6 protein-coding genes, 1 tRNA gene and 1 pseudogene are annotated in these 6,399 nt (G+C 73.1%); all 8 read right to left on the bottom strand.

What is annotated here, in order from left to right; translation table 11 throughout:
• Window positions 1-761 (bottom strand): ice-binding family protein (locus F2B26_RS13890; RefSeq protein WP_201292747.1); only part of this gene is annotated, 761 nt, incomplete at its 3' end.
• A gap of 330 nt (window positions 762-1,091) precedes the next feature.
• Window positions 1,092-2,093, bottom strand: coding sequence for a tocopherol cyclase family protein (locus F2B26_RS13885; protein WP_159810367.1), 1,002 nt, complete (start codon window positions 2,091-2,093; stop codon window positions 1,092-1,094).
• A 140-nt stretch (window positions 2,094-2,233) separates the two neighbouring features.
• Window positions 2,234-2,482, bottom strand: coding sequence for a hypothetical protein (locus tag F2B26_RS13880; RefSeq protein ID WP_159810365.1), 249 nt, complete (start codon window positions 2,480-2,482; stop codon window positions 2,234-2,236).
• 44 nt (window positions 2,483-2,526) lie between these two features.
• Window positions 2,527-2,603 (bottom strand) — tRNA-Thr (locus F2B26_RS13875).
• Between the two features lie 49 nt (window positions 2,604-2,652).
• Window positions 2,653-4,161, bottom strand: coding sequence for a methyl-accepting chemotaxis protein (locus F2B26_RS13870; protein WP_159810363.1), 1,509 nt, complete (start codon window positions 4,159-4,161; stop codon window positions 2,653-2,655).
• Window positions 4,162-4,327: 166 nt separating this feature from the next.
• Window positions 4,328-5,212: a DsbA family protein gene (locus tag F2B26_RS13865; RefSeq protein WP_159810361.1), complete on the bottom strand. Its 885-nt coding sequence runs from the start codon at window positions 5,210-5,212 to the stop codon at window positions 4,328-4,330.
• Between the two features lie 38 nt (window positions 5,213-5,250).
• Window positions 5,251-5,718, bottom strand: a complete 468-nt coding sequence (locus F2B26_RS13860; protein ID WP_159810359.1) for a hypothetical protein — start codon at window positions 5,716-5,718, stop codon at window positions 5,251-5,253.
• Window positions 5,719-5,782: 64 nt separating this feature from the next.
• Window positions 5,783-6,399, bottom strand: a pseudogene (locus tag F2B26_RS13855) (serine/threonine-protein kinase); the annotation flags it as partial.

The following is a 6,399-nucleotide window of genomic DNA, read 5'->3' as shown; positions in this document are numbered from 1 at the left end:
GCCGCAGCCTGGTCCGCCGCCGCCTGCGCGGCCGCGTCCCGCGCCGCCGCGTCCTGGGCCGTCGTCGTGCTGGTGCCACCCGTGGGCGTCGTGCACGACGGGCGGGTGACCACGTTGGTGTCGAGCGTCACCGCGCCGTTGCGGGCCAGCAGCCGGCCCTCGGCCGTGGCTCCCGTCGCCAGGGTGATGTCGGTGAGCGCGAGCACCGTGCCACGGAACTGGGCCCCGGTGCCGACGGTCGCCGAGCTGCCCACCTGCCAGATGACGTTGCAGGCCTGCGCGCCGTTGGTGAGCAGCACCGAGGCGCCGTTCCCGACGGTGAGCGCCGAGCCCACCTGGAACACGAAGACCGCGTCGGGGTCCCCCGCCGCATCGAGCGTGAGCGCCCCGGACAGCCCCATCGTGGAGGCCGAGGTGTAGACGCCGGAGACCAGCGTCTGGCCGGCCAGGTCGGCCGAGACCGTCACGTTCGACGCCTGCCCGGCCGCCACGTCGTAGGCCGTGACCAGGTCGGTCTTGGCGTCCTGGGTGACGGCGTCACCGGCGTGCACGGTGCCGGTGACGGTGAGCGACCCGGCACCGCTGATCGAGGTCGTGGGGAACGTGCCGACGTCGCCGTTGAGCGTGGTCGGACCGGTGTTCGTCACCCCGGCGCCGGCGAGCACGACGAAGCTGGTCGCGGTGCCCAGGCCGACCGGGGTGGCGGCCTGCGCCGGACCGGCCACGGCGACGAGCAGGCCCGCCGCGGCGACCGCTGCCACCGCACCCACCCGCCCGGCGCGGTGTCGCGGTGCACGGACGGGACGGACAGACGTGGTTCGCATGGGGTCTCCCACCAACGGGTGCCGCGGTCGGCGGCAGGACGTGCGGACGGCACGACCCGAGGGGCTCGGCCCCGCGGACGGGGCGCACCAGGCCGCCCTCGCAGGGGCACAGGTCGCGGTGCTGAAAGACCAAGAGGCCGGAGCGCCGTTGTCAGGTGCGGTTCCGCGTCCGAGCCAGAAGAGGGTCGCCGCAGCCGTGGGCATGCGCCGACCTCTCGACGGTGCGCCCTGCCGGCTCGGACCGCAACCGGTGGGCCGTCCGCGCGGTCACCGTGCGGCGAGCAGCCGGTCCAGCTCGCCGTGCACCTCGAGCCCGGCGGCGTGCCCGGCGTCCTCCAGCACGGTGGCGCCCGACGGGTCGCGCAGCCGCAGCCGGACCACCGCGTCGAGGGTCTCGTGCACCCGGCGGTGCATCGAGGTACGCACCGGCGCGTGCAGCAGGCCGCCCTGGCGGCGCTCGGCGACCAGGTCGAGCGTCCACCCCCGCCGCGAGCGCAGCGACCAGCGCACCTGCTCCTCGTCGATGGCGAGCGCCGTGGTCCGGGCGCCGCCGTAGGTGGTGAACCGGTGCAGCCGCCCCTCGTGCCAGAGCCCGACGATGACCCCGCGGAACTGCCCCCGCAGCCACGGGACCATCGCCACCGAGGCCGTGAGGCTCGTGCCCGGCCGGCTGAAGTGGTTGGTCGCCATCCACACGTAGGCCGACGGGAAGGCCCGCCCCCAGTCCTTCTCGAGGTAGCCGCGGCCGCCGTCCAGGTCGACGGGTTCGCCGTCGAGCACGAGCGACCCGGCCAGGCCGTGGTCCAACGACACGACCCCGTGGTAGCACTCCATGAACGGCACCCAGGCGTACCAGCCCATGACCCCTGGTGAGCGCAGCGTCACCGGCCAGGGCACCAGCGGGTCGGTGAACCGCACCTCACCGTGCAGCCCCGCGTCGGGCACGTCGAGCAGCACACCGCGGGACGTGAAGCGGTTGGGGCCGACACGCACGTCGAACCCGTCGGTCGCGGCGGTCAGGTCGGACCGCTCGTACCGCTGGTACCAGGTGCGCCCGCTCGCCCCGTCGAGCACCTGGACGAAGGCCTCGTCGTCGCCGTCCAGCCCGAGGAACACCCCGGGGATGACGGCGAGGCGGTGGGCGCGGTCGGCGCTCACGAGCTTGACGTACCAGCCCTCGAAGAAGCCCCGGCGGCGACCGGCGCCGTGGAACCCCTCGGGGTGCAGCGTCGAGCGGACACGCGCGGGCAGCCGCACCGGGGTCGTCATCCGGTGACGCTAACCGCGTTCGGCAGCACCCGCCTGGGCAAGCGCACCACTGACCGAGACCAAGGTGACGGGGTAAGCAAGGGGCGCCAGCGCTGACAGAAGCGCCACACGAACGCTGTTCCGGTTGCTATCGCCGATTCTCAGGTGGCGAGGCGGATCATCCCCGCCTGGGCGAGAGCATTGATCAGGTACACCAGGTGTTGGTTGGCCTCCTGACAGACCTGAAGCTGCTGCTCAGCGAGCGCATTCGCCCGTTGCTGCTCGACCAGAAGTGCTCGAAGTGTGTCGTTCGCGACTCCGAGCCCGCGCTGAAGATCTTGGGCTTGCCGCTGCAGGGTCCCCATCCCACTCGCGATCGAAGCGAACTGCAGGTTGCCGCCGATTCCCATAGTCAGGAGTGAATCACTCGGAGCCTGTTGCCGCAGGTCACGCATGGAGCCCCCTGTCGGATTCGAACCGACGACCTGCTGTTTACAAGACAGCTGCTCTGGCCAGCTGAGCTAAGGAGGCGAGGGCGCCAGCCTACCGGGGCGGCCGAGCGCCCCGGTGGCCGGCCGGATCAGACGCGACGGCTGTGCTCGGCCATCGCGGCGAGCGCTTCCTCCCGGGTGGCGGTGTACGTCACCGGGAAGTTCGTCTTGGTCGAGAGCCGGGTCATCTGCAACGCGACCAACGGGTTGGAGGCGATGAAGCCGCACCACACCAGACCGTTCTTCACGGCCTCGGCCATCATCGCCTCGTGCGTGCGCTGCACCCGCTCAGCCTGGGCCGGGTGGGCGCTGAAGTCGACCAGGAAGGTCCAGCCCGGCCGGTTCTCCTTGTAGGCGGCCGTGAGCGTGCGGGCGTACGCATCGCACGTCTCGTCGCTCCACAGGCCCACGCAGACGTCCGACAGGCGGTTGAGCGTCCGGTCCCAGGTGATCTCGAAGTAGCCGTCGGCGACCTTCGCCAGCCGCAGGCCGGAGGTCTCCCGCGTCATCGAGGTCCCCATCCGGGTGATCTCGTTGACCGCGACCCGGCTGCGCTCGGCGGCGATCGTGTTGGACTGCGCGAGCTCGACCACCGTGGTGATCGCGGCCGCGATGTTGTTCACCTCGGACGCCACGCCCTGTGCCGTCTGGCTCACCTGCTGGGTCGTCAGGCTCTGCTCCTCCACCGCGGAGGAGATGGTGAGCTGGGACTGGGAGATCTGGTCGATGACCGCGGTGACCTCCTCGATGGCGGTGACCGCCCGGGCGGCACCGTCCTGGATCGCGCCGAGCATCCCTGAGATCTCCTCGGTGGCCTTCGAGGTGTCTTGGGCCAGCGACTTGACCTCGGAGGCGACGACCGCGAACCCGCGCCCGGCGTCACCGGCGCGCACGGCCTCGATCGTCGCGTTGAGCGCGAGCAGGTTGGTCTGCCCGGCGATCGAGGTGATGGTCTCGATGATGTCGCCGATGCGCGCCGAGGACTCCCCCAACGTCGTGATGGTGCTGCTCGCGGTGCCGACCGCCTGCACGGCCTGGTGGGCCACCTGCGACGCGCCCGCGGTGGTGCTCGCGATCTCGGAGATCGAGGCGCGCAGCTGCTCGCTCGCGGCCGCCACCAGCTCCACGTTCTGCGAGACCTGCTGGGCGGATGCCTCGATGGTGCTGGCCTGCTCGCCGGTGCCGCGAGCACCGTCCGCGATGGCGTCGCCCAGGAACCCCAGCTCCTCCCCGGCGATGGTGAGGAGGGTGGCCTCCGGTGCGATCGAGCCGAGGGACTCCCCGAGCCGGGCGTACCCGGCCGAGACGGTGGCCAGCGCCCCGAAGGGGTCGGGCACGGACCCGGTGTCGGTCGCGACGGCGAGGTCACCGGCGGCGGCACCGGCGGCCATCGCGTGCACCTGCTTGAGCGTGGCCGCGACGGCGCGCCGGGTGAGCACCCAGGGCAGGAGCACGGCGACGGCGCTGAGCACGGCCAAGGCCCAGCCGAGCAGGCTCGCCCGGCTGACGGCGGCGACGGCCAACGGTCCGACGGCGGCGGCGACGGCACCCGCGGCGCTCGAGCGCAGGGCGGTGGGATGGGGCTGCGTGCTGGACATGTCACTCCTCAGGCAGGCGCGCCCCCGCAGGACACTCATCGACGTGCTCGGTTCGATCACGAGGGTTCTGCGGTGTGATCCACGCCGTCCCCGGGGAAACCCCGACACAGGTCGGCCCGGGTCGCCGCTGCGGGGCGACCCGGGCCGACCGGGTGGACGGTGCGGCTCAGCCGCGGTTGGCCGACTCGACGGCGGCCTTGAACGTCCCCGGCGTGGTGTAGTCGCCGGACCACCGGGTGCCGTCGATGAGGATCGTCGGCGTGCTCACGTAGCCGTTGGAGCCGACCGGGGTGAGGGCGGTGGCCGCCGCGACCCACGGCGCGAAGGTGCGCGCCGTCGTACCGTTGAACGAGGCGGTGGCGGTGAGCTGGGTGACGACGTCCTGCGGCACACCGGCTCCGGACGCGATCTCGGCGATCTTGGCGTCGGTGAGGCCCGCGCTGTTCTCCTCCGGCTGGGTGCCCTCGGCGAACATCGCGGTGACGAACGCGGGGAACGCGTCCGGTGCCTTGTCTGCGATCACGGCCGCTGCGTTGGCGACCCGGGTGGAGTAGCTCGTGCCCTGGGAGTACTGGTCCATGATCGAGATCGGGTGGTACACGACCGTGACACCGGGCTCCTTGACCAGCGCGGTGATGTCGTCGGCGTTGGTGCGGTCGAACTTGCCGCACCAAGGGCACATGAAGTCGAAGTACAGGTCGACGGTGACGCCGCTGTCCGCGGCCACGCCCACGCCGTTCGCGCTCACCGGGATGCCACCGGTCGAGGAAGCTCCCTTGGGCGCGGTGACGTCGGCGATGGCGGGCGTCCCGCTCGCGGCCGGGTAGGCGACCGTGGCGTAGTCGGAGGCGGTGGCCTTCGTCGCGTTCTGCTGGTTGACGACGGACACCACCGCGACGACGAGCGCGATCACGGCGACGCCGAGGGCGCCGATGCCGATGAAGCGGTTGCGGCGGGCCTTGCGCTCCTGCTCCTTGCGCAGCGCCAGGGCCCGGGCGCGGGCGTCCTCACGGCGCTGGTTCTTGCTGGGTCGGGGTTCGTTCGTGGGCATGGCTGGCTCCTGGGTCGAGGGGGTCGTGCTGGCCGGGGTCAGGCGGCCAGCGGCGGCCCCCGGTGCGACCAGGTGAGCATCGCCACATGCCTCGTCGCGCCGCGCGGGGCGAGCACGACGGGCACCTGCACCCGGCGGACGGCCGGCACGTGCGCCGGTGCCGCAGGAAGTGCGAGCCCGCGCCGGCCGGTCGCGGCCAGGGCGCGGACGCAGCCGCGCACCACCTGCCAGGTCCCGAACCCGCATGCGGCCAGCACGAGGTGCGTGAGCAGCGCCGGGAGCCCGACGCTGAGCAGCACCACGGCACCCGTGGACGCGGGACCGAGCCCGTAGGTGCCCGCCGGGCAGTGCGCACCGTCGCGCAGCAGCGCGAGCTGCAGCCCGAACGGCGCGAACTGGCCGGCGTCGAAGCAGCTGTGCAGCATCACGCGGCTCTGGCTGAGCACGAGTGCGGCGACCGCGACGAGGACGGCGACCAGCGGCACACGTGTGCGGGCCCCGGACATGGCCGTCAGCCTAGCGGCGGCACCTGTCGGATCGGGGGGATCGGCCCGTGCACCGCCCCGGGGCTCAGTGCACCGGCAGGTGCGGGGCCGGCAGCGGCCACCACACGACCGGGTCACCGGCCAGCTCCTGGGCGACGAGCACGGCCGCCGCTGCGAGCGCGACCACCACGACGACGAGCGGCCCCCACGGGCGCGGGGCGAGCACCGCGAGCGCCCGCCGGGCCCCGATCCTGGTCAACCGCCCGAGCGGCCCGAACCACGCGACCACCGCCCCGACCAGCAGGACGAGACCGAGCACGACGCCCACACCGGGCCCCGTCGGCACCGCACCGGCGGGGGCGTCGGTGAGCACCCACCGCCCCTCGCCCACCAGCCACCAGACCACGCCCAGCGCGATGACGACGACGCTGGACGCCACGACGAGCCCCGGCAGCACCCCGAGCAGCCCGAGGACCAGGTGCCAGGGCGCGCTCACGACGGCGACGGCACGGTCCGTGCCGCGGACGCCGGACCGTTCCCGGCGGTCGTGGAACGCCTCGACACCCGAGCCGACCGTCCGCACCAGCACGAGCAGCGCCGCCACCACGGCCACCGTGACGGCCGGGAACCGGGCACCGGCGGCCGCCACGAGCACCGCGAGCGCCAGCACGAGAGTCATCTGCCCGTCGAGTGCACGGTGCA

This window comes from Cellulomonas citrea, assembly GCF_009829685.1.
GTDB classification, from domain to species: domain Bacteria; phylum Actinomycetota; class Actinomycetes; order Actinomycetales; family Cellulomonadaceae; genus Cellulomonas; species Cellulomonas citrea.
Note: the sequence above shows the minus strand (reverse complement) of the source record. Positions and strands in the feature narration are given on the sequence as shown.